This window comes from Marinobacterium lacunae (assembly GCF_000705555.1).
Lineage (GTDB): Bacteria > Pseudomonadota > Gammaproteobacteria > Pseudomonadales > Balneatricaceae > Marinobacterium_D > Marinobacterium_D lacunae.
Genome location: NZ_JMQN01000046.1, coordinates 1 through 24477 on the forward strand (window position 1 = coordinate 1; position 24477 = coordinate 24477).

At 56.1% G+C, this 24477-nt stretch carries 24 protein-coding genes and 1 pseudogene; 5 read left to right on the forward strand and 20 right to left on the reverse strand.

Annotated elements, in window-relative coordinates:
- Positions 1-100 precede the first annotated feature (100 nt).
- The 3 genes from ADIMK_RS21995 to ADIMK_RS15140 form a co-directional block, all read right to left on the reverse strand.
- A complete protein-coding gene (locus tag ADIMK_RS21995) occupies positions 101-454 on the reverse strand; it encodes a hypothetical protein (protein WP_156042943.1) in 354 nt (117 codons plus the stop codon).
- Between the two features lie 71 nt (positions 455-525).
- Positions 526-654 (reverse strand): hypothetical protein, encoded by a 129-nt coding sequence (locus ADIMK_RS22320; protein WP_255344294.1) that lies wholly within the window; start codon positions 652-654, stop codon positions 526-528.
- 2 nt (positions 655-656) lie between these two features.
- A complete protein-coding gene (locus ADIMK_RS15140) occupies positions 657-1175 on the reverse strand; it encodes a hypothetical protein (protein WP_036189980.1) in 519 nt (172 codons plus the stop codon).
- Between the two features lie 235 nt (positions 1176-1410).
- Here ADIMK_RS15140 and ADIMK_RS15145 point away from each other — a divergent pair, with 235 nt between their 5' ends.
- Positions 1411-2403: an integron integrase gene (locus ADIMK_RS15145; RefSeq protein ID WP_036190021.1), complete on the forward strand. Its 993-nt coding sequence runs from the start codon at positions 1411-1413 to the stop codon at positions 2401-2403.
- A gap of 42 nt (positions 2404-2445) precedes the next feature.
- Here ADIMK_RS15145 and ADIMK_RS15150 read toward each other — a convergent pair whose 3' ends face one another.
- From ADIMK_RS15150 to ADIMK_RS15190, 9 genes are all read right to left on the reverse strand, one after another.
- Positions 2446-3681 carry a saccharopine dehydrogenase family protein gene (locus ADIMK_RS15150; protein ID WP_036189982.1) on the reverse strand — a complete coding sequence of 412 codons (1236 nt, stop codon included), beginning with the start codon at positions 3679-3681 and terminating at the stop codon, positions 2446-2448.
- A 35-nt stretch (positions 3682-3716) separates the two neighbouring features.
- A complete protein-coding gene (gene nspC, locus ADIMK_RS15155) occupies positions 3717-4814 on the reverse strand; it encodes a carboxynorspermidine decarboxylase (protein WP_036189984.1) in 1098 nt (365 codons plus the stop codon).
- Between the two features lie 121 nt (positions 4815-4935).
- Positions 4936-5778, reverse strand: a complete 843-nt coding sequence (locus ADIMK_RS15160) for a metallophosphoesterase family protein (RefSeq protein ID WP_036189987.1) — start codon at positions 5776-5778, stop codon at positions 4936-4938.
- Entirely contained in the window at positions 5778-7169 is a 1392-nt protein-coding gene (locus tag ADIMK_RS15165; protein WP_036189988.1) for an SLC5/6 family protein, read from the reverse strand. The genes ADIMK_RS15160 and ADIMK_RS15165 overlap by 1 nt, the downstream gene beginning before the upstream one ends.
- Before the next feature lie 4 nt (positions 7170-7173).
- The gene (locus ADIMK_RS15170) at positions 7174-7779 is read right to left on the reverse strand and encodes a TIGR04282 family arsenosugar biosynthesis glycosyltransferase (protein ID WP_036189990.1); all 606 of its coding nucleotides are present in this window, start codon (positions 7777-7779) and stop codon (positions 7174-7176) included.
- Complete coding sequence (locus ADIMK_RS15175) at positions 7776-8450, reverse strand: TIGR04283 family arsenosugar biosynthesis glycosyltransferase (protein WP_036189993.1); 675 nt, start codon at positions 8448-8450, stop codon at positions 7776-7778. The genes ADIMK_RS15170 and ADIMK_RS15175 overlap by 4 nt, the downstream gene beginning before the upstream one ends.
- Entirely contained in the window at positions 8447-10618 is a 2172-nt protein-coding gene (locus tag ADIMK_RS15180; protein WP_036189995.1) for a dihydrolipoyl dehydrogenase family protein, read from the reverse strand. Before ADIMK_RS15180 ends, ADIMK_RS15175 begins: the two co-directional genes overlap by 4 nt.
- 15 nt (positions 10619-10633) lie before the next feature.
- On the reverse strand, positions 10634-11599 hold the full coding sequence (arsS, locus tag ADIMK_RS15185) for an arsenosugar biosynthesis radical SAM (seleno)protein ArsS (RefSeq protein ID WP_036189997.1): 966 nt from the start codon (positions 11597-11599) through the stop codon (positions 10634-10636).
- Positions 11600-11702: 103 nt separating this feature from the next.
- Positions 11703-12851 carry an FAD-dependent oxidoreductase gene (locus tag ADIMK_RS15190; protein WP_036189999.1) on the reverse strand — a complete coding sequence of 383 codons (1149 nt, stop codon included), beginning with the start codon at positions 12849-12851 and terminating at the stop codon, positions 11703-11705.
- 145 nt (positions 12852-12996) lie between these two features.
- Here ADIMK_RS15190 and mtnP point away from each other — a divergent pair, with 145 nt between their 5' ends.
- Together mtnP and ADIMK_RS15200 are read left to right on the forward strand one after the other, a co-directional pair.
- Positions 12997-13863, forward strand: coding sequence for an S-methyl-5'-thioadenosine phosphorylase (gene mtnP / locus ADIMK_RS15195; protein WP_036190001.1), 867 nt, complete (start codon positions 12997-12999; stop codon positions 13861-13863).
- Positions 13864-13940: 77 nt separating this feature from the next.
- Positions 13941-15635, forward strand: a complete 1695-nt coding sequence (locus tag ADIMK_RS15200; protein WP_036190003.1) for a VRR-NUC domain-containing protein — start codon at positions 13941-13943, stop codon at positions 15633-15635.
- Positions 15636-15642: 7 nt separating this feature from the next.
- On the opposite strand, the gene ADIMK_RS15205 is transcribed toward ADIMK_RS15200, so the two are convergent.
- The 8 genes from ADIMK_RS15205 to ADIMK_RS15240 all read right to left on the reverse strand — a co-directional run bounded on the left by ADIMK_RS15205 (position 15643) and on the right by ADIMK_RS15240 (position 22966).
- Positions 15643-16200 (reverse strand): response regulator, encoded by a 558-nt coding sequence (locus ADIMK_RS15205; protein ID WP_036190005.1) that lies wholly within the window; start codon positions 16198-16200, stop codon positions 15643-15645.
- Between the two features lie 145 nt (positions 16201-16345).
- On the reverse strand, positions 16346-16744 hold the full coding sequence (locus ADIMK_RS15210; protein ID WP_036190007.1) for a hypothetical protein: 399 nt from the start codon (positions 16742-16744) through the stop codon (positions 16346-16348).
- 2 nt (positions 16745-16746) lie between these two features.
- Positions 16747-17562 (reverse strand): alpha/beta fold hydrolase, encoded by an 816-nt coding sequence (locus ADIMK_RS15215; RefSeq protein ID WP_051692998.1) that lies wholly within the window; start codon positions 17560-17562, stop codon positions 16747-16749.
- A complete protein-coding gene (locus ADIMK_RS15220) occupies positions 17552-19207 on the reverse strand; it encodes an ABC transporter transmembrane domain-containing protein (RefSeq protein WP_036190009.1) in 1656 nt (551 codons plus the stop codon). Before ADIMK_RS15220 ends, ADIMK_RS15215 begins: the two co-directional genes overlap by 11 nt.
- Positions 19182-20240, reverse strand: a complete 1059-nt coding sequence (locus tag ADIMK_RS15225; RefSeq protein WP_156042945.1) for a P-loop NTPase family protein — start codon at positions 20238-20240, stop codon at positions 19182-19184. Before ADIMK_RS15225 ends, ADIMK_RS15220 begins: the two co-directional genes overlap by 26 nt.
- Positions 20241-20265: 25 nt before the next feature.
- A complete protein-coding gene (locus tag ADIMK_RS15230) occupies positions 20266-20898 on the reverse strand; it encodes a hypothetical protein (protein WP_036190011.1) in 633 nt (210 codons plus the stop codon).
- Between the two features lie 130 nt (positions 20899-21028).
- A complete protein-coding gene (locus tag ADIMK_RS15235; protein WP_036190013.1) occupies positions 21029-22024 on the reverse strand; it encodes an LLM class flavin-dependent oxidoreductase in 996 nt (331 codons plus the stop codon).
- An 18-nt stretch (positions 22025-22042) separates the two neighbouring features.
- On the reverse strand, positions 22043-22966 hold the full coding sequence (locus ADIMK_RS15240; RefSeq protein WP_036190015.1) for a LysR family transcriptional regulator: 924 nt from the start codon (positions 22964-22966) through the stop codon (positions 22043-22045).
- A gap of 176 nt (positions 22967-23142) precedes the next feature.
- On the opposite strand from ADIMK_RS15240, the gene ADIMK_RS15245 reads away from it, so the two are divergent.
- Positions 23143-24147 carry a tripartite tricarboxylate transporter substrate binding protein gene (locus tag ADIMK_RS15245; RefSeq protein WP_036190017.1) on the forward strand — a complete coding sequence of 335 codons (1005 nt, stop codon included), beginning with the start codon at positions 23143-23145 and terminating at the stop codon, positions 24145-24147.
- A gap of 95 nt (positions 24148-24242) precedes the next feature.
- Positions 24243-24477: pseudogene (locus ADIMK_RS15250) on the forward strand (hypothetical protein); the annotation flags it as partial.

The window sequence follows — 24477 nt, forward strand, 5'->3', positions numbered from 1 at the left end:
AGATTGGATTTCATAACGCCGCGCTAAAGGGCCGAAATAGCGAAGCTATTGAGGTCCCAGGGAGCGAAGCGACCGATTTTCAGTGCCTTGTTAGATTTCATTATCCTAACCACTCAGCTAGCGCGTCATCTGAGCGGAAACCTATCAGTATAAGTTTCCCTACTGAGTTTCTTCTCGCTAGAGAGAACATTTGGCTAGTTGGCTCATAGAGCAACCAAGAATTACCTTTAGCAGCCACAGCGATCATTTCATAGGATTCCTTTTCAAACTCTCCATAATTTCGGGCCCACTCTGAAGAGAAAGCGGTAACTACTATTGGTTCAATCACCATAGATCGGAGTTCATCTCTCGCTACATCTAAAAATGCCTGACGGTCTTCTACCCCGTTATCTGGAGCAGAAGAATCTCGATTCAGAGATTCATAGAAGGCTACCAGTACTGTATTGGTGTTCATAAAATCTAACGCACGGCACACCAGCCCGAGCCGTAGCTCGGGTCTGCGTGATGCCGCTTGTTATATTAAGATCACTTTTGCTTGGCCTTATCATCCTGCTCGGTATAGCCTTCCATCACAGGAACCAATTCTGGCGCCTCAACGTCTGGCGGACGCTCATTAGTAGTTTGGGTTTCATTGTCACAATCGTTATCACTCATAGCTAGCCCTCCAGCCATACATTAGCAAATATCAAAGATATAGAGATAAGAAAACACCACCCTGAGAAAACAATTTCAGAGTAGCCTTTTCTCACGTTTTTAAGCTTAAGGTTGTACTGACTCTCTTTTTCTTTTGCAGCCTCAGCATACCTCTTGGACAAACTGAGGTAGACAGTTGCCCGTTCATTGTTGTGAAACAACTCTGAAACTTCTTCTCCTACAGGCATCTTCATTAGGTCTTGGAGTTTTATGCTTCGAAATATAAAGCTCCAAGATGAAGCCATGGAGACAATGGTGAATACAATCGAAATGACTACCAGCCAGTTTAGAACTCCTGAGGGCGGTATTATTTTGTCAGCGCACCACCGAACAAGAAGAACGTAAGCACTAACAGCGACTGTTATTGAGGTTAAGTATTTCACAGCCTTATCTTCTAATCGGTTGAATCGTCCACTTTCAGATTCAAACTGGTCTTTCTGATACTCATATAGTGCCTTGTATTTTTCATGGTCCACCGACACGATCTCTCCTAAATATAACAGCCTGTTAATGGGGCCTTCGGCCCCATAATAATTATTAGGGGGTAAACCCCTTTAGTTCCTGATTAAATTTGTCGGGAATTAGTAACTCTCTGATTCCAAACTCAAATTCCATATCCATAAGTCCGATCATCCTCTCACGGGGTATTCCTTCTCGACGTCCACCCTTCCAGAGGGTATAACGTTCCGCACACACTTCATGGATGAGGTGTTGCACATGGCGAGGTCGCCCTTTCTCAAATCCGTCGAAGATTTCATGCGGGTACAGCGCTACAGTCGGCGGACGATTGATTCCTATCTGTACTGGATCAGGCTGTTCATCCTGTTCTGCGGTAAACGTCATCCGTCGGAGTTGGGGGATGACGATATCAAGCGTTATCTCACCTTCCTTGCGACTGAAAGAAATGTCTCGGCAGGCACTCAGGCCCTTGCGTTGAACGCGGTCATATTTCTTAAGACCAAGTTTCTCGGGCAGACGGTGGGTGATTTGTCGGGCTTCAACCGGTCTCAGCGACAACGCAAGTTGCCGGTAGTTTTGACTACCGGCGAGGTGTCGGCTTTGCTTTCCCGGCTTGACGGTCATCTCTATCTTATGGCGGCACTTCTGTACGGTTCCGGGCTGCGCCGTATCGAGCTGGTTCGTCTGCGGGTCAAGGATATCGATTTCGACTACCGGCAGATCAGAGTGATGTATGGAAAGGGTGGCAAACACCGATTGGTGACACTGGCGGAGGAGTTGCTGCCACTCTTGCGTGACCAGGTGAAGATGGTGGAGGTTCTGTTTTCTCGTGATACGGCTGTCGAGGGCTATGCCGGTGTCTGGTTGCCGGATGCACTGGCCCGCAAATATCCCTCTGCGCCTTTTGACCTTGGCTGGCATTATCTCTTCCCTGCGTCTCGTCTGAGTGTCGACCCCGAAAGCGGCCGTCTAAGGCGACACCATTTCGATGAGCATAACCTCAATAAGGTCGTGAAGAAAGCCGCACAAGAAGCCGGTATTCGCAAAGGGGTGACCTGCCATACGTTACGTCACTCCTTCGCCACTCATCTACTGCAATCCGGCGTGGATATACGAACGGTTCAACAACAATTGGGCCACACCGATGTAAAGACGACCGAGATCTACACTCATGTGTTGAAACAGGGGGCGCAGGGGGTAAGGAGTCCGTTAAGCGGTATGTTAAGCGTTTCTCGGATTAAGGAGGGGTGAAGATAACCCGCCGCCCCGCTCTAGGCGGGGCGGCGGTTAGGATCAGAAGGAGACCGGGCGGTCGCCCTCTTCGTCCTTGATGCGTGTCGGCAGGCCCATGGTGTTGAGCAGGTTGATGAACGGACGCGGGTCCAGCTCTTCGACGTTAACCATGGTTTTGGCATCCCATTCGCCAGTGGCGACAAGGATAGCGGCCGCGACCGGCGGTACACCTGCGGTATAGGAGATACCCTGGCTGCCCACTTCGTTGTAGGCCTCCTTGTGATCGGCCACGTTGTAGATAAAGACCTCTTTATCTTTGCCGTCTTTCTTGCCCTTTACGAAGTCACCGATGCAGGTTTTGCCGGTGTAGTTGGGCGCCAGTGATGACGGGTCGGGCAACACAGCCTTGACTACCTTAAGCGGCACCACTTCCTGACCTTCAGCCGTCGTAACAGGCTGTTCAGAAAGCAGACCAAGGCTCTTGAGCACGGTAAAGACGTTGATGTAGTGCTCGCCGAAGCCCATCCAGAAGCGGATATTGGCGACGCCCAGGTTCTGCGACAGAGAATGAACCTCGTCGTGACCGCTCAGGTATGTAGTGCGCTCGCCCACCACCGGCAGGTCGTCGGTACGGCTGACTTCGAACATCTTGTTGGACTGCCACTCGCTATTCTGCCAGGAGTACACAGTACCGGTGAATTCACGGAAGTTGATCTCCGGATCGAAGTTGGTAGCGAAATAACGGCCGTGGTCTCCGGCATTCACATCGACAATGTCGATGGAGTCAACAGAGTCCAGCAGTTCACAACCCAACTTCGCGTACGCGTTCACCACCCCCGGGTCGAAACCGACACCCAGAATGGCGGTAACGCCGTTCTCTTTACATTCGTCACGACGCTTCCACTCGTAGTTAGCGTACCAGGGCGGTGTCTCACAGATCTTGTTCGGTTCTTCATGGATAGCGGTATCAAGGTAAGCCACCTTGGCTTCGATACAGGCGCTCATCACCGACATGTTGAGGAAAGCGGTACCGACGTTGATAACGATCTGAGACTCGGTCTGCTGAATAAGCTCTACCGTAGCGGCAACATCAAGGGCATTGAGGGCATAGGCTTTGATACTGCCTTCTACCTTCATACTGCCTTTTTCAAGGACACTGGACACAATATCTTCACACTTGGACAGCGTGCGCGATGCAATCGCAATATTGCCCAGTGTATCGTTGTGTTGGGCGCATTTATGCGCGACAACCTGTGCCACACCCCCTGCACCAATAATCAGCACATTTTTTTTCATCACTTTCCTCAACGTCGTATTTACAAAAAGTGTTGTCAGGAGAGGTTACCGACAAAATCGTCATAACCAAAGGCTCTGACCAGCCTGATACTGCCATCGAGCTCCCGAATGGCAATTGACGGCATCTGCACGCCGTTAAACCAGTTTTTCTTCACCATGGTGTAACCGGCGGCGTCCTTGAACGACAGACGGTCACCCACCGACAGCTCGTTGTCGAACTTAAACTCACCGAAGATATCGCCTGCCAAACAGGACTTGCCGCATATCATATAGGTGTGCGGACCCTCGCAAGGTTCCATCTTGGCGCTTTCGCGGTAGATCAGCAGGTCGAGCATGTGCGCTTCGATGGAGCTGTCGACCACCGCCAGATGCTTGCCGTTGTAGAGGGTATCGAGCACGGTCACCTCAAGCGACGTGCTTTTGGTGATCGCGGCTTCGCCCGGTTCTAGATAGACCTGCACGCCATACGTCTCGGAGAAGCTGCGCAGACGGTCACAGAAGCGGTCAACCGGGTAACCTTCACCGGTGAAGTGGATGCCGCCACCCAGGCTGACCCAGTCCACCTTGGCGATCAGGTGTCCAAAGCGCTCTTCGATGGTGTTCAGCATCTCGTCGAAGCGCTCAAAGCTGTCGTTTTCACAGTTGTTGTGGAACATGAAGCCGGAGATGTTATCGATCACCATCTCGATCTTGGCTGGATCCCATTCGCCCAGTCGACTGAACGGGCGCGCAGGATCGGCAATGATAAATTCTGAGGTACTGACCTGCGGGTTAACGCGCAGACCCCGGATCACATCCTTCGACTGATCACTGAAGCGCTGCAACTGGCCGATGGAGTTGAAGATGATCTTGTCGCAGTTGGCGATGACCTCGTCGATCTCCTCGTCCGAGTAGGCCACGCTGTAGGCATGAGTCTCGCCGGCGAACTTCTCGCGTCCCAGTTTCACTTCAAACAGGGAGGACGAGGTGGTGCCATCCATATACTCTTGCATCAGGTCGAACACCGACCAGGTGGCGAAGCATTTCAGCGCCAGCAACGCCTTGGCACCCGAGCGCTCGCGCACATAGGCGATCTTCTCCATGTTGCGCTTGAGACTGGCTTTATCGATCAGATAGTAAGGTGTCTTGAGCATGGTCGATCCGGGCTGAATTTTGAAAAACGCGCATTGTAGTGAAGGGGGGGCTCAGGAGCTATTCCCCCAAAGGGATATTTGCCGTTTTTTTGGTATTTTTTGTCGCTGATCGGTGTTCAGTTTAGTCGATCGATAATGAAGATAGTGCGACGGCCCGGCCCGTCGCCCTCTTTTCTTCATCTGGAAGTACGTCGGTGCTCGGCCATAAGCCCGTTTCCAGGGCATCTGCGTAACCATTATCCAGCCCCCGCTCTCGCATGGCCGCGACGCTCAGGTGACAGGGGTAGATCAGCGGATGCCACGAGGCACTGATGCTGTCGCTATGAGGCTCCAACAGCAGAAACCAGCCGCGCGACGTACCGTCATTGGCGGGCAGACCAATCGCGCCGGTATTTAACCAATACCCGTTTTCCAGCCGTTGCCCAAAGGGCAAACCACAGTGTCCGCCGACTATCAGGTCGGACTCTGTTTGCTCAAGGAACCCCTGCTTTATCGAACGGGATGTGGAGGAAAAAATAAATTCGTTGATTCGCCCCGGACTGCCATGCACCACCCTGACGCGCTTACCCGCCAATACAAACGTGAGGCTTCGCGGCAATGTTGCCATCCACGCCCGTTGCTCAGCACTGACACAGGACGATGCGTAGGCATACCAGCGCTCTGACAATACGGAACAGGCACTGCCCTCCTCAAAGCCGCAACCGCAGTCCTCTGCCGCATGCGCCAGCGACTCTTCACAGTTACCCATCACCACTGGAATACCCCAGTGTCTAATCAGCTCCAGCGTTTCAGAAGGCTCGGCGCAATAGGCGACAATGTCGCCGGTGCAGATACAGCGCTCGGGCGGTATCCCCCTCGCATCGGCCACCTGCCGGATCGCCCGCGTGGCGGCGAAATTGCTGTAGGGGCCGCCAAAGAGCAGCACCGGCCCGTTCAGAACACCCAGGTGTTGCGTCGACTCCATCAGGCCCCCTGAACTGAGGCAACGGGCTGCTTCACCTGCGCCTTGCGACGCCCACCCAGCCAGAACACAAAACAACCGGCTACCAGAACAGCAACGCAGATCCACAGTAGCTTGGTGTATTTGTGCGCTTCACCCAACAACGATGAGTAACCGGAAGACTCGGTGAAATAGAGAACGGCACCGGCCAATGCGAAGCCAAAGCTGGCCATGTAGCTCCACAGCGGTATATCGCGTCGGTTTCCCCAGAGGCTGAAGAACACCACGGGTGCCAGATACATGGAGGCGGTGCCGCTGACAGCCACCGCACTGAACAGATCCTTGTTGCCGACGAACACCAACAGCACACCCGCCAGCATGAACAGGGCCATGGCGATGCGCCCATTTCTGATCGTGGGCGCCATCCACTGCATATCGACCACCACCAACTTGGCGGAACTGGACAAAGTGCTATCGAGCGTCGACATCGCCGATATAACCAATGCAGCGCTAAACAGGAGCATGGTCGTATCCCCAAGCAGACGCTCAAGTACCGCATTCATCGCCTCGCTGGCCTGCGCTTCGCTGCCGGCGATCACGCCGAGCACGCCAAAGGCGAGAATACACAAAGCACTGATCCAGCCGGCATGAAAGAAGCTGCGGCGGGTGGTTTCCCGATCCGCCAGGAAGCCACGATCCATCATCACCGGGTCATGCATCGGATAACTCCACACCTGAAGCAGCGCCACCAGCAAAAGGATGGGCCCCGGGGACGTTATCTCGAAAGGTTTAAACAGTAGCTGTGCTGGTGTGCCATAGCCTGCCCCAAGCGTGGCAACCATCAGTAGCACAAGAACGCCGATGAACAGTAGCATCTGCATCAGATCGGTTCTAAGCGACGCGTTAAGCCCGCCAAACATGGAATAGCCCAACGTCACCAGTGCAAGCCCGATGACGGCAAACGTATAGGACTGGCTGCCCGCCTCGCCCAGCAGGATGCCGATCACCAGCAGGTTGGCGAGCACCTCGCTGACCAGCCTGACACCGATAACGAAGTTGTAGCAGGCCGTCCCCCATCGACCAAACCTGTCGTTGAGAAACGATTGGATGCTGGTATAGCCCTGTTCGAAGCGCAGATGGTCGATAATCCGTCCGCCGACAAAGAATGACAGGTAGTAAGCGGCATAGGCGATAGTCCCCCAAATGCCGTAGTAGAAGCCGAGAATAGCCGCGTTCATCAGTGAGCGCGCAAATATCCAGGTGGTTACTTGCGAGAACGTCAGCGTGATCAGGCCCGGCGCACGCCCATCATCGGAGAGTCCCTGGAAAAATGCGCCCTCGCCTTTAGCCCGGCGCGAAACGAGCACCGAGGCCAGTGCCAGCAATGCGATAATGCCGGTCAATTGCTCGTTCATGCGATTACTCCTGTTGCAGAAACAGCGGCAGATAATTCAAATCTTCGGGTTCATCGATGTCATACAGCGTATCGAGCTCATACATCGTCCACCCCAACGCCCTGATTCGCTGGCGTGTCAGATCCGCGACCTGATCGGTGCTCCAGGGCATATCGGTAAACAAAGTGGGGTCGAATGCGGTAAGACCCAGTAGCACATAGCCGCCATCACTGGCCGGTATCATCACGGCCTGAGCGTGGTGCAAAGCCCGGGATGCAGCGTTAAGCCTCTCGCGCGTAAGGGACGGGCAGTCGGTTCCGATCAGCATCACACGGTCACAGGTCGATAGTGCCCGCCGGGACGCCCGGGCCATTCTGTCGCCCAGATCCCCCTCCCCCTGTGCGGTCAGATCTGCCCATTCGGGAAACCCTTGCCAGCATGAATGTGTAGGGTCGGGTGTTACGCACAACTCGACAGGCCCGATATCCGCGGCGGCCGCTTCGGCAAGGGTATGATGCAGCATGCGCTCGGCAAGCTCCGCGGCCCCCAGCGCCCCCAGTGCAGGAATCAAGCGGGTTTTCGCATGTCCGGCGAGCGGTGCTTTAGCCAACACAACGATGCGCGTACTCATTGGTATCTCCGCGCCAGCTGTTCCGCCCGTGTACCGCGCCAGTAGGCCCAGCGCAGCTGCCACATCAGCAGGATGGTGCGCCAGACGCCACGAGACTCCCAACGCCGACCTGAGGTCTGCACCGGCCCCTTAAGGCATTGCGGCCTGCACAGCTGCAAAAGGCGGCGTGAGAGTTCGATATCTTCCATCAGCGGCTGATCGGGATAACCCTTGGCCTTTTCGAATAGAGCCCGACTTACGAAAATTGCCTGATCACCTGTCGCTATACCGGTCAGGCGTGAGCGTATATTCATCATCCCCGACACGACTTTAAGCATTAATGGACGGCCCTCAATCTCCACATCGAATCGCCCCCAGACGCTCTCCAGCGTATGATCGATACGTTGAATTTGCAGACGTGCATCATCAGGAAGGCGACTGTCCGCATGCAGAAACAGCAACATATCGCCGCTGGCAATGGCAGCGCCTGCGTTCATCTGCCGCGCGCGGCCTCTACCCGTCTCTACCAGTGAAAATCCCCCCTGACGGATGAGGTCACAGGAACCATCTCGACTTCCGCCATCGACCAACACAACTTCACAGCCCTGTTCACGCCAACGGGCGAGGTGTTCAAGCAAAGCCGGCAGATGATCCGCCTCGTTCAACACCGGCACGATAATCGACAGCTTCACGTGTCAGCGCCCCTATCGCCCCGACGCCAGCGGTGATAGCGCGCCAGAGCACTCAGCACCCGGTGCGGCGCATGTGCTTTCTTCCATTCACCGGCGACAAATTTGTTACCTTCAGCCCAGGTGGGATACGCATGGATAGTGCCGAGTATCTTGTTCAAACCAAGCCCGTGTTTCATGGCGAGCACGAATTCGGCCAGCATATCGCCTGCATGCTCACCGACGATCGTCACCCCGAGGATTTTGTCGCTGCCGGGCGGGGTGAGCACCTTGATCAGACCACCGCGGGCACTCTCGGTTAGTGCCCTGTCCAGATCATCCAGATCGAAACGGGTCACTTCATGACGCACGCCCGTGGCCACGGCCTCTTGTTCGGTGAGTCCCACGCTCGCAATTTCTGGATCAAGAAACGTGGTGCGCGGCATCACCCGATAGTCGGCAGCAAACCGTTTCAGGTTGCCAAACAGGGCATTTACCGCGGCGTACCAAGCCTGATGCGCCGCCGCGTGAGTGTACTGATAGGGGCCTGCGACATCGCCGACCGCATAGATGTGGGGGTAACGGGTTTCCAAAAATGCGTTAGTCGCAATGGTGCGGTTGGTATCGATACCCAACGCCTCAAGACCGTATCCCGTAAGACGGGCACTGCGCCCTACCGCCAGCAGCAGCTGATCAAAGGCGACCTGTCGCTGGGTACCCTGATCGTCGATGACCAGATAGCGGCCTGCGCCATCGGTCTCACACCGAAGCGGCGTCACGCCGGTTAAAAGCTCCACCCCTGACCGGCGCAGCGAAACCGCTGCCATCTCGGATACATCGATATCCTCACGTGGCAGCACGCGAGCGCTTCGCTGCACCAGCGTCACCCTGGAGCCAAGGCGCGCCAGAGCCTGAGCCAGCTCACACCCTATAGGCCCGCCGCCAAGCACGACTAGACGCTCAGGCGTCGCATCCAGTTCGGAAAAACGCTGCCAAATCGTATCGCTGGTGACATAGTCGACCTGATCAAGCCCCGGCAGCGCCGGTATGGTAGGTGACGCGCCTGTGGCGAGAACGATGCTGCGAGCGGTCAATCGCTGAAGGCCACCATCGTTGAGTTGAATCTCCACTGTCCAGGGGTCGATAAGCCTCGCGTAACCTGCCAGCACCTCAACCCCGAGGCGGGTATAGCGCTCAACGCTGTCATGGGGCTCAACGGAGTCGACAACAGACTGCACCCTCTGCATGACGCTTTTAAACGAGAAAGAAGGCTCGGACACCTCAAGCCCCAGTCGGTCAGCGGTGCGCATCTCTTCGGCAAGGCGCGCTGTGCGTATCAATGCCTTGCTGGGTACACAGCCGTAGTTAAGGCAATCTCCCCCCATCTTGCCCGCTTCAACCAGCGTTACCCTGGCCTTTATGGCAGCCGCAATGTAGGCGGTTACCAATCCTCCTGCGCCAGCCCCGATAACGATCAGGTTGCGATCATAGTGCTCCGGCTTGGTCCACCCTGCGTAAACACGTCGTCTGGCAATCATATTCACCAATTTTCTGGCCAAGAACGGAAACAGCCCAAGCAGGGCAAAGGAGATGATCAAATCGGCCGAGAGGATGCCGGACACACTCTCCAACTGGCCCAGTTGTGTTCCGGCATTTACATATACCAACGTACCGGCAAGCATCCCGACCTGTGAAACCCAGTAGAAGGTACGAACACGAATAGGTGTCAGCCCCATCAATACGTTGATCAGAAAGAACGGAAACAGCGGCACGAGACGCAGGGTGAACAGGTAAAAAGCGCCGTCTCGCTGAATGCCCCGGTTAATCGACTGTAAGCGCCGACCAAACCGGTTCTGTACCCAGTCATGCAGGAGGTAACGTGACACAAGAAATGCCAGTGTTGCGCCGATTGTGCTGGCAAAGGAGATCAGCACCACACCCCAGAGCAAGCCGAACAGCGCGCCGCCAGCCAACGTCATGACAGCAGCGCCCGGTAACGACAACGCCGTTACCGCGACATAGATAATGAAAAAGCCGGCCGACACTAATAACGGCTGCTGATCCCGCCAATCATGGAAGGTATCAAGCCCACCCCTTAATGCATTCAATGTCAGCAGCCGCTGCCCGTCGAACAGGAAGAACAGCAGTACCAAAGCTAGAATCGCAGCCAGAAGTAACAGTTTGGACTTCACCTTGAGTTGAACTCCTCAACCTTCGTGCCCAAGGGCACCGCCGCAACTCGAGCCTTGCCCTGCCGTACAACCGTAGCAGTGATCGGCCACACAGATTGCGTCACCCTCGTAGTCTGCCGTGAGCAAGCCACGCAGATGCGCTCGCGGATGACCGCCTAGCGCCAAACCCAATTGCTGGTTGAAATCGCAATCGTGCAGCGCGCCCTGCCAGTCCACGCTGATCAATGACCGACACATAACGGCGTCCAAATTGGCCTCAAGGTAATTGGCCTTCAGCAATGCCATGTAGGGTTCGAACTGCCCCTTGGAGATCAACATCGACCCAAAACGCTGAATCGGCATATTGGCCAAGGCATAGAGGTTGTTGAACACAATACCGAAGTGCTCGAACAGTTCGCGCTTGTAATCGGCCTGCAAGCCCCCCTGATCGGGCGGCAGCGAGGGGCCCTGCGGGTTGTAGACGAGGTTGAGCTGAAGCCCCCCTACACTCTGGCCATACCCCAACGCATTGAGCGCTCTGAGCCCCTGAATACTTTTATCAAATACACCTTTGCCACGCTGGCGATCCACGTTTTCAACTGAATAGCAGGGCAAAGACGCCACCACCTCAACGCGGTGCTGTGCAAGAAACTCAGCCAGATTCTCCTGGCCCGGCTCAAATAGAATGGTCAGGTTGCACCGGTCGATCACACGTACACCCAGGTTACGCGCGGCCACCACCAAACGCCTGAATTCCGGATGTAACTCCGGTGCGCCACCGGTGAGATCCAATGTTCCAATACGCCTGCGCGAGAGCACCTCAATCACCATGTCGATGAGTTCAGAAGACATCATCTCGGTTCGAGTCGGGCCTGCATTGACATGGCAATGCACACAGCGCTGGTTGCATTTGTAACCCAGATTGACCTGAAGTATTTCGGTACGTGCTCGGCTGATAGCAGGAAAGTCCGTAGCCTCCAGCAGCGGCAGGGTTGCATGCATCTTTATCTCCTTGGTAACAGCTAATTCGTTCGAATTACCCCTTTGTCGAACAAAACAGCTTGGCCTTACACTCTTTATCGCTTGTGAAGGCGCATCACAGCGCTCATCCTCTTTCGTTCATGCTGTGACATCGAGCATCGAAGCGTTTGATAAACCGGCGGTCGATGCGATCTTTCCACCGCCACACCCAATCGCCCCGTGCTGCCAGCGGCCCCCAGCTTGCGACGCCGTGTTTGCGGCCACAGGCCAGCAGATACAGCACGACACCGCGTGGATGAAAAGGTGACAGCGATTTGAACGCCAGCGACGACGCCAGATTACGCGCCAATACAGGCCCCGCTCTTACCGAATGCACGCCCGAGCGCATCAGCGACGAGTCAGGCCGTGCTGCAACATCTCCCACGGCAAACACTTGCGGATGCGAGCGGCTGCGATGACATTGATCCACCAACACAAAGCCACTGTCATCAAGCTCAAGTCCGCTACCGGCCAGCCAAGCAGGAGCCATCGCCCCGCTGGCCAGAATGACTGCATCGACACGCAGGCGCTCGCCACCGGACAGGGACAGCTCTGTCCCCTCTCCTGAGACCCGCCCGGTTAACAACGTTATGTTTTGCCGTTCAAGTTCGGCTCTAACCCGACACCGGACGCCGTCAGAAAAACCTGACAGCAAACCATTCTCTGACGCGATCAGACTCACTCTGGGCGACACACCCATTTTGGTAAGCGCGTAGTTGGTTGCCATTGCCAGCTCAACACCAGCAGCACCGGCCCCCACAACGGCCAGATGACAACCCCCCCGTCGCTCCGCCGTTGCGGTAAACGCCTGCCACTGGGCATGAAATCGGTCCAACGGCTTTACGCTAAACATGCAGCCCTCATAGCCGGAAAACGCCCGATTGTCGGTCTCGCTACCCACATCCAGCGAAACGAAGTCATAGGGCAGACACTCTCCCCCCTCCAACTCGACCAGACGTTCATCGGTATTCAGCCCAATTGCACGCTGCTCCATAAACGCAATGCCGGCTCGGTTGGCCAGCGCCTTCAAATCGATGCAACACTGGTCTACGTTGTAATGACCGGCCACCACGCCCGGCAACATCCCGGAGTAATACTGACGCTCAGAGGGCGACACCAATACCGCGCCAGGCGCTTTCAACTTGCCTTCGATCAGTGCCTCCAACACAAACAGATGGGCATGACCTCCCCCAACCAACACAACATGCGGGCTCAACTCGTCGCTCTGCCCCATACCCACTTCCCCGATAGAGACCACCTTTTGCTAACTGTCGTTCTTCAGCAGCATTCCTTACAGCTTAGGCGTAAATTTTCGATTATCGTGTAAGGCAAACAACAGTTGTGCGACTTTGAGAGGATAAACAGGTCAAGGAGACAGTATGCAGACAACCACCATCGGCATCATCGGCGGCAGCGGGCTTTACCGGATGGATGCACTGGAGGATATGGCGGAGCTGACAATCGATACCCCTTGGGGGCCCCCGTCGGACAACATTGTTACCGGCCGTATCGACGGCGTGTCGGTTGCCTTCCTCGCACGCCATGGGCGCCATCACTCACTGCTCCCCTCGGAGGTTCCCTACCGCGCCAACATCTACGCAATGAAACAACTCGGTGTGCGCTACCTGCTCTCATTCTCAGCCGTGGGCTCACTTAAAGAGGAGATTGCGCCATTGGATATGGTGCTACCCGACCAATACATCGATATGACGCGTCAGCGGCCCAATACGTTCTTTGGTGACGGCGTGGTAGCCCATGTATCGCTGGCTCAGCCGACCTGCGAGAACCTCGGCGCTTTGCTTGCAATGGCGGTAGAAACGCTGCCCGAAAAGGAGGCCGTCAGGCTGCACCGCGGCGGCACCTATCTGTGCATGGAAGGCCCCCAGTTTTCGACACTGGCGGAGTCCAACCTGTATCGCAGTTACGGTGCCAGCGTAATCGGCATGACCAATATGCCCGAGGCACGATTGGCGCGGGAGGCTCAGATCGCTTATGCCTCACTGGCAATGGTGACCGACTACGACTGCTGGCATCCGCGTGAAGCACAGGTGACGGCCGAATTGGCAATCCGCAATCTGATGCAAAACGCCGAACGGGCCCAGTCCATCGCTCGCCGGGCCATTACGCTAATCGACAGTCGCAAGCCAGACTCTGCGGCGCATACGGCTCTCAAACAGGGGTTGGTCACGCCGCTTGATGCCATAGCACCTGCGCGCCGTAAACAGATCAAGTGCCTGCTGGCCTGATCGGGCATCGCCTGACACTGAAGGCGACACCCATCGCAGGGTATACTGGCGGGTAATTCCACCAAGACGCCCCTGCGATGTCCGATTTAGCCCCCGACACCCTGCCACGCGCCGATCTCGATGATCCGCTTTATTACCTGCGTAACTTTCGCACACTGGTTGAGTGGGTAGTCGGGCGCCACGGCGACTTGCTGCTGGAATCGGAACGCCGCAGCATCGACCAACTACTGAGGCTGCCAACACCGTCGATCGCGTTGCTGGTACGGATGTTGATGCGCCGCGGCGAGCTGTTCAGAACCTCGCGGCTGGATTACAGCGAAATCGGCTCCACCGACGACGCGATCAGCCCTCTGATCGAACAGCGCTGGGTGAAGCCTAACCCGGAGATCGATACTGATGCGTTATGCAGACTCCTCACCCTCCGAGAGTTACGCGATTTCCTTGATAGTGACCTGAAAGGCCTTCCGGCGTCTGCCACCAAGACCCGCATCCAGGAACACCTGCAAGCGCTGCACGCCGACGCTGTTCATCGCCTCGATCAATGGGCACCCGCGCTGAGCGACAAGCTTGTTCAGCTCAATTGCGACGCACTCTTTACACGCGTGCAGCTTATGTTTTTCGGTAATATGAGTCAGGATCTCAGTGCTTTTGTGCTGACCGAGCTCGGTTATAAACAGTTTGAGCCGGTACCGTTCACACGCGATTCGCGGGCGTTCACCAGCCGACAGGAGGTGGATATCTACCTCCAACTGCATCTCGCACGGGAGGCCCTGTCAGCGGGAGAGCCGCCAGCCCAGGTGTATGCTCAATTGCCGGATTCGCCAAGCAGCAACTGGCTTGAACGACGTTACTCACGCACCCTGTTCGAGATCGGCCGCGGCGCCGAGCGCGAAGGCGACTTTGACCTTGCGCTGAAACTCTACCGCCAAAGCAGGCACGTCGAAGCAAACCAGCGGACATTTCGGGTACTGGAGCTGAGCAAACCTGACCGGGATAGCTACAGCGCCCTGCTCGACGCACTTGCGTGTTCAAAAAGGCCCGCTGAACAAACCGCATTGTCACGTATAGAGCGCCGCTTGAGTCGCCAGTTGGGACTCACCCCAAAGACCCGCCTCACACGGACACGGCTGCCGCAGATAAAGCTGGCCCTGCCAGGCCCCGCTCCGGTGGAAGCGAGCGTCGCCCAGCATCTGAGCCGACCGGACGCCCCGGTCTACTATGTCGAGAACGGACTGATCAACGGCCTGTTCGCGCTGCTGTGCTGGCCTGCACTCTATGCGCCGCTTCCCGGGGCCTTTTTCAACCCCTTTCAGGCCGCCGCATCGGATCTTGCCAGCCCCGATTTCGTCCAGCGCCGTCAGGAGGTATTCGAGCGCGCGCTTAACGCATTGCACTCGCCGACTTACAAGGACGAGATTCTCAAACGTCGCGCGGATAAATACGGTATTGCCTGCCCGTTCATCAATTGGCCGCTGCTCAGTGAAGAGCTGGTCTCCCTTGCGCTGGCGTGTATCCCGCCTGCCGATCTGGAGGCGATGTTCAGGCGGCTGCTTGAGGATATTCCCAGCCACCGCTCAGGGCTGCCGGATCTGGTACAGTTTTTCCCGGCAAACACGCAGAGTCGCACGGCCACAGGCTACAGGCTAATCGAGGTCAAAGGCCCAGGGGACCGCGTGCAGGATCACCAACAACGGTGGCTGGAGTTTTGTCTGGAAAGAGGGATCGATGTCAGTGTTTGTTATCTGAGCTGGGAGCCGGGCGCTACCAGCTGAGAGGGGGTCAGCCAATCAGCTCTTTTACGATGCTGACAAGTTGATCGTTATTGAAAGGCTTGCTCAGTACCAGATCGGCACCGGCTTCCTTCGCGCGCTGAAGCTCGGCATCGCCCAGTGCCGAGATGACCGCCACTCGCGTATGAGCAACGTCCGGGGTCTTACGTATGAACTCGAGCACTTCGAAACCATCCATGCCCGGCATACTCAAATCGAGTGTTACCAGTGCGGGCTGCTCCTGAAGCAGCTTGGTGCCGCCCTGAAAGCCATCGTTGGCGATGATAACGTCGTAGCCTTCTGCTTGCAGGATACGGCGAATGACCCGTGTAATGGCCGGTTCGTCGTCTATAACCAGTACACGCCGGTTGCCCTCACCCGCCAGTTCAGACGGAATCGGCATCCCGTTCTCATTCAAAAAGGCAATGAAGTCCTCTACCTTGACGCGGTTGTTACCGCGCCCGGGCAGCTTGAATCCCTTGAGCGCGCCGCGATCTATCCAGCGAATGACCGTTCGCAGATTCACATCGCATAACTTGGCTATGTCACCGGTGGTGAGCGTCTTCATTGTCCTAACAACCCAACAGACAGATGTTGGGATTTATAACATATTTCGCACTTAATGCAATTAGGACATTTATGACACCCACCTCAGCAACGATTTGAAAGATATTACGTAATGCCGACTGGCTTTCTGTAGAGCCCGGCTCAGGCTACAGGCGATCACCATCGATAAACTGTCGGTAGCGTATAACGCGTACCCATTCGTCGCCGTCCATACGGTACTTGTAGTATCGGTCCCCTTCCTGAAAGACCGGGCGACAGGAAAAATCCTTGCCTTCCATGCTCAGGCAGATCTCATTGTCGTCAGTGACCTTCCAGTAGCCATCTCGAGGCTCCCAAAAGCGGACCTGTCTTGCCCGGCCATCGGGGCTGTAATAGGTAAAGCTGGTCGCCCCAGAAGAGAGGCTGTAAGACTCAACCGTTTTACCTGCAAACAGCGTTTTCAACTCCGCTTTAGTGAGCTGTGTTTTCTCCATCTGCGGCTTTATCTGGCACCCCGACAACAGTGCGGCGGTAACAACAAATCCCGCCCATTTTGACAGCGACATCTCTATCTCCCATTGCTTTGAATGAATTGCTCGATCAGCGGTAGCATCAATCCGCTGTCAGCTGAGGCTTCGAAATCATGACTGAGCCCGGGCATGACCTGTAAAAGTGCATGACTGCTGATACCCAACACGGACCTGCGGCGATTAATCTGGTCGACCCAGTGTCTGGCCCGGTCGACACGTGTCTTGCCCTGAATACGGTCCAGCTTTTCGCTCTTGCGCAGCGCTGCATCACGCTGACTGTCCCCCTCACCGACCAGCCCTAGAATGGGTAGTTTCAGAAAAGCTTCGCTGTCGGGACTGCCCAACCACTGCGGCCAGCCCTTAAGCCCGTAGGGATACCGAATATCGTCCTGTGGCAGGGTGTACCAGCCAGCACTACAGACACTTAACGTGGCGACCCTATCGGGGTAGAGCAAGGCATAGCGATGGGCAAACTGGGCACCACCTGAATACCCGAACATATGGGCTTTGAGTGAAGGCAGACGCCGCAGCGTCTGCCAGCGGTATAACAGCATACTCAAGGCCCGATCGGCTCTGACCTGCTCGGGCTTAGCCGCCAGCCGCTGATAGGCTGGAAAACGCTCGCCATCAAAACGGGGGACAAACAGACTTACGCCGAGGCGATCGGCCAACGCACGAAAGGCTGCAAACTGGCTCCGATCATTACGAGAGATACCGTGCACGGCCACCAGAACGCGATCCTGTCTGTGCTCACGCTCGGGTCTGTAAATCGAACAGATCAACGACTGGGCTTCTTTGAGCTCAACTCTGAGACACGTGCCCGGCTCAGGTATAGCGAGAGATTTAAGATACATGGCTGCGTAGCGACTCCTCATGGTTGCCCACCAGCGGGTAGACACAGAAGCCCGCATCCTTCGACACCGCCCAACGTTGAGTGCAGAAAGGCTCCAGATTGCCCGAGTGGCTGCAGATTACGATGCCGCCAGGATAGTGTTTTAGCGCGTTCTGAAGTGTGTCGACGACATCCGTATCCTGATGCGCCTCATGACTGTCGATGAGTAGATAGGCCGGGCGTCTTAGCATCGCTCTGGCCAGCATCAGCCGGTATCGGACGCTGCTCGAAAGATTACTGCCTTGCGCCTCCACCGTTGTATCAAGGCTCAGCCCAGCCTCCATCAATCGATCAAGTCCGGTCCAGTTCAGGACGCGCCGATAATAGTCATCTTCAAAATGGCGCCTGCCATAAAACAAGTTGCTGTTTACGGTTCCCCGCAGCAGCGGCAACTCGTCGCTAACCAATGCAAACGCTTTGCTCCACGCTGACCGCTGTATGCTTTGCTGGCGTATACCGGCCAGTTCGATACGCCCACTGGTACAGTTTTCCAGCCCGGCCAATACGCGAAGCAACGTCGATTTTCCGCTACCACCGGGGCCACTCACCAACACTCGGTCATCGATGGCCAGCGTCGCATCCGCCGCTTCAAGTCGCCCCTCAACTGCAACACCCTGCAATACCACAGGTGAGCGCCGATCGCGGCTAATCCGGTTATGTTTACGGGGTTGTCGACGGGATTCGACCAGCAAGAACGTTTTAAGCTTGTCTGATGCAACGCGCTTGAGGGTCCATAACTCATAGACGCGACTCAGACGCCTTAAGTTAGTCAACAGATACAGTGAAGCGATTAACATCATCGCGAAATCGGCGTGACTCAAAAGCGACTGTGATACAAGCTTTAGCCCACAAAACACCAGCGCGAACAACGTCACCAGCATCATCGCTTCGTTCACGCCTCTCAACAGCCCCGACAGTTGCGCGCGACGGTTCAACGCGGTACAGAGGTTGCGTCCCTGGCGCTCGAAACGCCGCCGCTCCCTGCCGGACTGATTGAAAGACCTGACCACATCAATGGCGGCCAGTTTTTCCGTCACATTTCGAATGAGGCGCGTACGTTTCTGCCGCGCTGTGCCGGACACCTGATAGAGCGTTTTTCCCAACCGATAGTTCAGGGCCAGCGCACCCACCAGGGGAAACACGGCTGCAATCACCAGAGTCCAGTGCAAAAGCGCAAGCGTGACCATGGATGCAAACAGCCAAGTGCCCAGCACCACTAACGGGGCCATGCCCTGAACAATCCAGTTTCGTATCGCCCCCATGTCCCCTGTCAGGCGCAGCAGTGTCCCGCCATTGTTGATACGCGGGTTATGTTGGCTGGACAACGCAAGCGCGTGGGCGAGTACGAGGTCCCGTAACTCTTGCACATAATCCTGTGCCATTACCTCAGCCCCGTAACGTTCAACAAACCGGCCGACCGATAGTGTGATCAGCGCCAATAAAAGGCTAAGAAGGGTGTCGACCGAGAGGCCTTCAACGCCTGTCGAGCCAAGCCGACGTGTCGTTAAAAACAGTGCTGCCAGCGCGCCTGACAGGACAAGGCCACTCAACACCAGCAGCAGAAACCATCCTCGTCGCCGCTTACTCGACAGCACCGAGGGCAACATCGCCACCTCTCAACAAAGGTGCTAGCACAGATTGCACAACATCAGCGGACTGTAGCTGGTCTGGGGTAAACACAGGTAATCCGGTGGCGGCTGTCACTTCCCGACCAGCCAGAGGTGATCGTGTCAATGCGCCACTGATTGCTAGAATTGGCATGCCTGCCATCGCCACCCGCTCGGACACGAACGCGGCCGCGCTTGCGTTATCCCCCGCAACCAAAACCCCATCAAAAAAAGACGTAAAGACCGGGCTGGCCAACAGAGCAGATGTTTCAGGTTGAAGGACCCCATCAGCCACCTCCACCACCAGCAGGTCATTACCCCGCTCGAGAGCCTGACGATGAATTCTGGCCAGAACCTCCAAAATCTGATCTGTGGTGGCCCCCGAGGTCGATGCAAAACCTGCGTCGACAAAATCACTGACATGCGTCGCACCGGCATCCAGCATGCGCCAATAATCAGGCCCGGCCCCAGTTCCGGTCAGCTTGGCACCCTGCACACGAAAGCCTGCGTTGGTTAACCCCTTGATCGTCGCGCACGCCGTTGTGGTCTTGCCCGAGTCCATGTCGCTCCCCAGCACCAACACCGTACTGAGCCGACCATTTGATACCCCCTCATACGCCGGCAGCGTCTGGAAACGCTTAAGGTTTAACGCAACACCATCCTTATCCAGAAGCACGCCCTCCAGCGTGAGTTCAGTGGCCGGTTTCACCTGCAGACTCCGGTCCCGCACCCAGGCAGCGATTCCCCCAGATGCCACCAAATGACATTCACCGGTATCGGATGGCATGTCCGCATGGTATTGAGCCGTGGAATATCGGGGTGCCGCCACGAGTATCAGACGATCACCTGGGTATAACCACACCCGTCTGCCGTACTGATCCTCCAACCGGGTGTGCTGTCGCACGCGCTCCACCCGGGCGACAACAACGTCGCCAGGCGCCAGAGACGCCTCACCTATTCTCGACGCCTGCGTTAAATCGACGTTACGGGTAGTGAAGGCACGTTTAGCGCCCGCCAAGTTGTCAACTAACAATGCGGAACCCTCCGACATCTTCTGGTTAATCACGGAGGTCTTTTACCAGTTCCGCTATACGGGCATAACTCGCTTCGTTCGGTGGCAGCAGATACTCAAGGCGAGAAGTTTTATCCTGCCGCCCCGGACGCAATACCGTCTCCTGAACAACGACACCCAAATCGGGCGCAAAGGTGATTTCGCGAGTTTCCTTTAACGGGGATCGCGAAAACGGGTTCACACGCTTGCAGCTATAGCGCAGCACCCGCTGGTTCTGCTCCATCACCCGCTCCTCTCCTTTGCCCTCGTACTGGCAACGCCATTGCCGAGAACTGCTCTCGCCATCGCTTTTCACGCGACGCACAGTAAAGGCGATAGTCTCGGCCGCACCGAACGGGATCAGTTTTTCGAGGTTCTCTGGTATCACCTGTTGCTCGTATCCACCGGCTTCAGAGGGAAAGCGGCGATACTCAAGCGTAGGAAGATAAGGGAGGGTAGACTCCTTGTAGAGTCTCTTGCGCGCGCTTTCCCAGAGGGTCCACTCGTCATTGGCGGACGATAGCTTTTTAACCTGCCCGTTCGAGTAGATAGCCACGGTGCCCGGAACAAGGTCTGCCGCAAACAGCTGAATGGGCGACAGCAGAATAGCGCCGCCCAAAATGAGGCCCGATAGTTTCATATGTCTCGTCCTTATATTTATGGTGGAGACTACTACAGACAATATTAAGCGAACCTTAAATTAACCGCACAAATTATAATATTTAATAATTTAGGGGGCTCGAACAACCTCACTTACAAGCCAGAAATCCCTAAGACCGACAGGAAACCAATATGGAGAGCGCCCCCTTACGCTGCTCCTGATCGTATAGATCATTGGTGAACATCAATTCGTCCACCTCGAATTCGCGGATCAGATGCTCAAGCTTTGACTTGATCGTCACCGGTCCACCGATGATCGAGAGCCCCAAAAATGCTTCGACAGAGGCTCTCTCCTGCTCAGTCCACAATCCTTCCATGCTCTGGACGGGCGGGCGCAGCCACAGGGGCTCCCCCCTCATCAACGACAGGACTCGCTGCTGAGATGAGGTGGCCAAATAATGGGCCTCCTCATCGGTTTCGGCCGCAATAAGCGGCACACCCAGCATGACGTAGGGTTTCTCAAGCGCGTCGGAAGGCTGGAAACGTTCTTTGTAGAGCGATACGGCTTCATAGGCGTGGCGCGGTGCAAAATGCCCGGCGAATGCATAAGGTAGCCCTTTTTCAGCCGCCAACTGAGCGCTGTAAAGGCTCGAGCCGAGCAACCAGATCGCAACATTACTGTCTTCCCCAGGCACCGCCCTGACCCTGGTCACAGGATCGGCGGGCCCGAGAAAACGCTGCAGTGATTCGACCTCTTCGCGGTAGTGCTCGGCACGCATATCGTCACGGCGCAGTGCTCGGCTTGTCAGCGGGTCGGTGCCGGGGGCTCGCCCAAGCCCCAGATCGATCCGCCCAGGATAGAGCGCATCAAGAGTACCGAACTGCTCGGCAATAACCAGCGGCGGATGATTTGGCAGCATGATGCCGCCTGACCCTACCCGCATACGTTCGGTACAGGCGGCAACGGCACCGATCAGCACCGAGGTTGCTGAGCTGGCGATACCCTGCATGTTGTGATGTTCTGCCAGCCAATAGCGATTGATGCCGCACTGCTCGGCATGCCGGGCGGCATCCAGCATGCGGCTGAGCGTATCGCCTGCGCCTTCGCCCAGCCTCATCGGCGCGAGTTCGAGAATCGAGAGCGGTATATCCTTGAGTGTTTTCATTGCTAGCTTCCCTTCGTGTTATTGAGCCTTATGGTGCCACAGCTGACTCATCTCTTCTCTCATCAGCTCAATATAGGTATCCGAGAAGCTCGATAGCTCCCTGTCATTTCTCGTGGCGACGTAGGTACTGAAATGCACCGGATCGCTAAGGGAGATCACCTTCAGATCACCTGATGCATGGCCGAGGTCAGCCAACGAGAAGTTGTCGAGAATGGCGATACCGAGCCCCTGGCGCACCAATGCAATCACCATCGAGCCGAAGCGCACACGAAAGGTCAGGTCGTAATCGACACCGGCGTTAATAAAAACACTGTTGAGAATCTGGCCATAGGGGTCGCCCGGGTCGACCCCTATCAGCGGATATTGTGCGATCTCTTGTGCCGTTACATGGTCGTGATCGGCCAGTGGGTGGTCAGCATGCACAACACAACGCAACTCGCCATCGGCCAGCGGCTGAAACTCGATCGCGGGATGCTCGAATCGGTAGCTCATGCAAACGAACTCCCCGCGTCCAAGCAGGAGGTAGTCGATCGCCTCCTCGAGCTTCAGGGTTTCGAGGTTGATGTGAAGCGCGGGATACCGCTCTCTTAGTCGTCGCAATGCGCGAGGTACCATGGCCAGCGCCAGACTGGGGACAGACCCAAACACCAGTTGTACATCCTGTCCATGTTCGAGCTGTTCAATCGACTTGTTGAGATCATTGAGTTTCTTATAGAGCTCATTGAGCTGGGCAAAAATACCACTCGCCTCAGGACTCGGTGTGTATTTGCCGCCCGAGCGGGTGAACAGTTTGATCTCCAGTATCGTTTCGACGTGTTTCATCGTTCGGCTGACGCCCGGCTGGGAGACATTCAGCAGCCGGGCCGCACCGGCAATTGATCCTGCCACCTTGATAGCCCGGATCATCTCAATCTGTCGCAGTGTGAGCTGTCTTTTTGGCATCTCTTTTCGTGAGCTCCCGGGCCTGAGTGTTGGTTTGCGAAGCGAAGACGGCCTATGTCCCACCCACAAATTAACATGATGTTATAGATGTACGAAATATTGGTATTTGACGTTCTACCCTTTGAGAGCGACATTAATCGCACGCGTCATCCCATAACAAGAAAGGACAAACAGGCATGAAAAAGACACTGACCAAGACTCTGGCGGCCCTTACGTTTGCCGGACTCATTGCAGGCACTGCACAGGCGGAATATCCGGAAAAGGACATTCAGGGCATCATCCAGTGGGGTGCCGGCGGCTCGACTGATACTGTCATGCGCTCCGTTGCGCCCCACGCTGAAGACTTGCTCGGTCGCGATATCATCATGACCAACAAGACCGGTGGCGTCGGCGCCATTGCCACCAAATACGTCAATGCCATGAAAGCCGACGGCTATACCCTGCTGATGGGTGCCGAGAACCCGCAGATGTACAAGGTATTGGGCCTGGCGGACGTCGACTATAGCGACATGATCCCGATCAACGTGCTCGCCCGCGGCATTCCGATCTTCGTTGCACGCAACGATGCACCGTACAACAACATGAAAGAGCTGATCGATTACGCCAAGGCGCATCCGGGCGAAATCAAAACCGGCTCCACCGGACCCGGCGGTCTGACCTCAATCGTGCTGGCCATGCTCGAAGCTGAAACCCACATCGACTTCACCGGCGTTCCCTATGATGGTGACGGCCCTGCGCTGACAGCGCTTCAGGGCGGTGCGATCGACATCATGCCCGCAGTGTTGGGCGCAGCCATCGAACACATCAAGGCTGGCCGTATGAAGGTGATCGGCCTGGTCGACACCAAAGCCAACCCGCTGCTGCCGGACACCGCACCGATTACCGACGATTTCCCCGGCTTCAACAACTACCTGCCCTGGGGCCCGTTCTTCGGCGTGTTCGTGAAAAAAGGCACGCCGGATGAAGCCGTTAACAAGCTGGTCGAAGCGTTCCACACCGCCGCGCAAAACCCGGACTTCAACGATTTGATGGACAAGCGCGGTTTCTCGGTGATGAACATTTCAGGCCAAGAGGCTCAAACGTTCCTTGAGAACTACCGCTCCGTTTCGTCCTGGATCGTCTACGACGCAGGATTCGCCCGTCACTCTCCTGAAGATTTCGGCATCAAACGTCCGCAGTAATACAGCCAGCTGCCGGGCTTCGGCCCGGCTCTGGTGCCGAGAAACACCGGTTGACCGAGTATCCAACCGATAATAATTAGAGTGAGCCTATCACCATGCCTCATTCCCAGCATATCTACACCAAACCCGGCGAAACCCTGTTCGGGTTCCTGATGGTGATTCTCAGCGTCTATCTGTTCTGGCAGGCCTACAGCATCGCCGGTTTCGAGTCCCTCAGTTCGCCCGGTGCCTTTCCACTCGCCGCCACCGCGCTGATGGTGATCACCTCCTGCATCGCATGCGTGCAGAACCTGCGACTGCCCTCCGAGGTACAGGGCCATTTCTTCAAGG

Excerpts from the sequence above, each read along its gene's own strand:
- ADIMK_RS15165 (WP_036189988.1), bottom strand. The coding sequence starts at position 7,169 with ATGAACGAGCAATTGACCGGCATTATCGCATTGCTGGCACTGGCCTCG.
- ADIMK_RS15150 (WP_036189982.1), bottom strand. The coding sequence starts at position 3,681 with ATGAAAAAAAATGTGCTGATTATTGGTGCAGGGGGTGTGGCACAGGTT.
- ADIMK_RS15145 (WP_036190021.1), top strand. The coding sequence starts at position 1,411 with ATGGCGAGGTCGCCCTTTCTCAAATCCGTCGAAGATTTCATGCGGGTA.
- ADIMK_RS15170 (WP_036189990.1), bottom strand. The coding sequence starts at position 7,779 with ATGAGTACGCGCATCGTTGTGTTGGCTAAAGCACCGCTCGCCGGACAT.
- ADIMK_RS15190 (WP_036189999.1), bottom strand. The coding sequence starts at position 12,851 with ATGGGGCAGAGCGACGAGTTGAGCCCGCATGTTGTGTTGGTTGGGGGA.
- ADIMK_RS21995 (WP_156042943.1), bottom strand. The coding sequence starts at position 454 with ATGAACACCAATACAGTACTGGTAGCCTTCTATGAATCTCTGAATCGA.
- nspC (WP_036189984.1), bottom strand. The coding sequence starts at position 4,814 with ATGCTCAAGACACCTTACTATCTGATCGATAAAGCCAGTCTCAAGCGC.
- ADIMK_RS15160 (WP_036189987.1), bottom strand. The coding sequence starts at position 5,778 with ATGGAGTCGACGCAACACCTGGGTGTTCTGAACGGGCCGGTGCTGCTC.
- ADIMK_RS22320 (WP_255344294.1), bottom strand. The coding sequence starts at position 654 with ATGAGTGATAACGATTGTGACAATGAAACCCAAACTACTAATGAGCGT.
- ADIMK_RS15200 (WP_036190003.1), top strand. The coding sequence starts at position 13,941 with ATGTCCGATTTAGCCCCCGACACCCTGCCACGCGCCGATCTCGATGAT.
- ADIMK_RS15245 (WP_036190017.1), top strand. The coding sequence starts at position 23,143 with ATGAAAAAGACACTGACCAAGACTCTGGCGGCCCTTACGTTTGCCGGA.
- ADIMK_RS15205 (WP_036190005.1), bottom strand. The coding sequence starts at position 16,200 with ATGAAGACGCTCACCACCGGTGACATAGCCAAGTTATGCGATGTGAAT.
- arsS (WP_036189997.1), bottom strand. The coding sequence starts at position 11,599 with ATGCATGCAACCCTGCCGCTGCTGGAGGCTACGGACTTTCCTGCTATC.
- ADIMK_RS15230 (WP_036190011.1), bottom strand. The coding sequence starts at position 20,898 with ATGAAACTATCGGGCCTCATTTTGGGCGGCGCTATTCTGCTGTCGCCC.
- ADIMK_RS15210 (WP_036190007.1), bottom strand. The coding sequence starts at position 16,744 with ATGTCGCTGTCAAAATGGGCGGGATTTGTTGTTACCGCCGCACTGTTG.
- ADIMK_RS15235 (WP_036190013.1), bottom strand. The coding sequence starts at position 22,024 with ATGAAAACACTCAAGGATATACCGCTCTCGATTCTCGAACTCGCGCCG.
- ADIMK_RS15240 (WP_036190015.1), bottom strand. The coding sequence starts at position 22,966 with ATGCCAAAAAGACAGCTCACACTGCGACAGATTGAGATGATCCGGGCT.
- mtnP (WP_036190001.1), top strand. The coding sequence starts at position 12,997 with ATGCAGACAACCACCATCGGCATCATCGGCGGCAGCGGGCTTTACCGG.
- ADIMK_RS15215 (WP_051692998.1), bottom strand. The coding sequence starts at position 17,562 with ATGTATCTTAAATCTCTCGCTATACCTGAGCCGGGCACGTGTCTCAGA.
- ADIMK_RS15220 (WP_036190009.1), bottom strand. The coding sequence starts at position 19,207 with ATGTTGCCCTCGGTGCTGTCGAGTAAGCGGCGACGAGGATGGTTTCTG.